Consider the following 2,461-nt stretch of genomic DNA (forward strand, 5'->3'; position numbering starts at 1 on the left):
GCGCCTCGGCGCGCTGACGCGGCGGACCGCTCCGGTGTAAACGGGGCGGATGAACGACGTGAACCTGGTGGAGATCGCCCGGCGGTTCGAACGCAAGCAGGCCACCTCCGCGGTGGCGCTGTCGACGGCCTCCGCGCCGCTCGCGGACGGCTGGATGGCGTTCGGCGGCGTGGGCTCGTACATCAACAAGTCGTGCGGCTACGGCTTCGAGCGCGGCGTCACGGACGCGGAGCTGGACGCGCTGGTGGACTTCTTCGCGTCGCGCGGCGTGGAGCCCAAGGCGGAGCTGAGCCCCTTCGCGCCCCAGTCCCTGCTCAAGGGGCTGGCGGACCGGGGCTTCGTGCTGCGCGAGTTCGAGACCGTGCTGTACCGGCCGCTGCAAGCCGGGGAGGACCTCTCGACGCTGGTCCGCGGCACTCCCGCCGGGCTGCGCGTCGAGCGGGTCGACCCGTCCGACGACGCGGCGGTGCGCCGGTTCGTGGACGTCGCCGGCAGCGGCTTCGTCCCGGAGGGCGAGTCGATGCCGGAGGTCTTCCTGGAGATGGGCCTGAAGGCCGCGCGCAACCCCGCCTCGGACTCGTACATGGCGTGGCTCGACGGCGTGCCGGTGGGGGCCGGCAGTTGCGAGGTGAGCGACGGGCTCACCTCGCTGTTCGGCACCTCGGTGCTGCCCGCTTACCGGCGGCTCGGCGTGCAGCAGGCGCTCATCGCCGCGCGGCTGGCGCGGGGGCAGGAGAAGGGCAGCGACCTGGCGGCCATCATGTCCTCGCCCGGCATCCCCACGGAGCGCAACGCCATGCGCCTGGGCTTCCTCATGGCCTACTCCCGCGCCGTGCTGGTGAAGCCCGGCGCGGGGTTGGAGCCGTCGCCCTGAACGTCAGGGCTGCGGCAGCGTGTACGCGAGGGGCAGCAGGGCGCCGTTCTTGTTGAAGGGGTTGTAGCTGCCCTGCGGGCCCACCCAGCCGCAGCCGCCGTAGCCGCGCATCTCCACCACCTGGAAGTTGTCATGGAAGGCCCACCACGAGGACTCGCTGGAGTAGCCCCCCCGGCCGATGCTGTCGACGGGCACGGAGAACGGCGTGCCTCGCAGGTCCACGTTGGCCAGGCCCGTGCGGCTGCACCCCATGGCCGCCGCGTAGGTCATGGCCGTCACGAGCTCCTTGTTGACGTGCATGAGGGAGCCGGTGGACGTCGAGAAGGAGTGGTCCCCGGTGTCCACGGCGAGGGTGACGGGGTTCAGCCTGACGCGCGTGAACCGGGTCCGCACGTCGGTGCCCGGCGAGTTCCCTCCCGCCGTGTACTGCGAGTAGTTGGCGCCCTCCTCCGTGTGCACCAGGGGGAGGTACTCCCGGGGCGTGCCGGCCATGTCCTGGCACCAGGCCGTCCAGCGCTTCAGCGGGTCCTTGTTCACGAACAGCGCGTACTCGCCGTCCGGCGCACCGGGGCGGACCGCCTTGAGCTCCTGACACGTCGCGGGGAACTCCTCGCCGCGGTAGTGGAGCTGGAGCAGGCTGCCCTGCTGGTTGAAGGGGTTGTAGCTGCCCTGCGGGCCCACCCAGCCGCAGAAGCCGTTACCGGACAGGGTGACGACCTGGCCCTCCTCGCTGGAGGTGGCGGCGCCGGTCGCGTTCGCGCCGCCCACGCCGAACGAGGCCGCCTCCACCGTGAACGGGGTGCCCCGGAGGTCGATGTTGCCCAGCCCCTGGCCGCCGCTGCACGCCATGGCCACGCCGTAGGGCATCGCGGTGACGGTGTCCGGCGAGTGCGTCAGCGAGCCCGTGGAGGTGGCGAAGGTCTGGTCCCCCGTGACCACGCGCAGGGTCACCGGGTCGATACGCAGCCGGGTGTAGTGGGTGCGCACGTTGGTGCCGGGAGAGGAGCCGCCGGCCGTGTACTGCGAGAAGTTGGAGTCGGCGTCCGTGCGCTTGAGCGTGAGGTACTCGGTGGGCGTGCCGGCCATGTCGTGGCAGTACGCGGTCCAGGACGCGCGGATGTCACCGGCCACGTACAGCACGTATTCGCCGTCCGGCGCTCCCGGCTGGGCGGCGCTGATCTCCAGGCAGCGGGAGGGCCGCGAGGTGAGGGGCTGGGGGCGCTCCGACAGGGTGCTGGGGTTGTCGCTGGCGCTGGCGCCACAGCCGGCGGCGGCGAGCGCCAGGAGGCTCCAGGTCAGGGTCCGTGCGCGGCGGGGGAGGTGGGGAACGGCGGAGGGCTTCTGGAAGTTCATGATGCGGGGCTCCGGTGAAGGGTTGCGAGGCCTTCCCATGGCAAGGTCGGGGCCACGCGGGCCGCCAGGGCCTCTCCGTCGGGATTCCGGGGCGTTACGTGCGAACCCGGCCCGCCGGAGGACATGGCCGCGCCGCGAACGTGCCAGTCCTGGCACGCGCGCAGGCTCCTCCGAGGAGGCGGCCTGTCATGCCCCCTCAGGGCCCTCCACGGACATGGCGGAGGGCGCACCGGC

The 2,461-nt window shown here is 72.3% G+C and carries 2 protein-coding genes; one reads left to right on the top strand and one right to left on the bottom strand.

Features of this window, described 5'->3' with window-relative positions; translation table 11 throughout:
- The first annotated feature begins 49 nt into the window (after nt 1–49).
- Nucleotides 50–874 (top strand): GNAT family N-acetyltransferase, encoded by an 825-nt coding sequence (locus K8556_RS22665; RefSeq protein WP_223742156.1) that lies wholly within the window; start codon nt 50–52, stop codon nt 872–874.
- Nucleotides 875–877: 3 nt separating this feature from the next.
- Here the strand turns inward: K8556_RS22665 and K8556_RS22670 are convergent, their stop codons facing one another.
- Nucleotides 878–2,227 carry a GON domain-containing protein gene (locus K8556_RS22670; protein ID WP_223742157.1) on the bottom strand — a complete coding sequence of 450 codons (1,350 nt, stop codon included), beginning with the start codon at nt 2,225–2,227 and terminating at the stop codon, nt 878–880.
- Nucleotides 2,228–2,461 lie beyond the last annotated feature (234 nt).

This window comes from Corallococcus sp. AS-1-12 (assembly GCF_020036995.1).
Classification (GTDB): Bacteria; Myxococcota; Myxococcia; order Myxococcales; family Myxococcaceae; genus Corallococcus.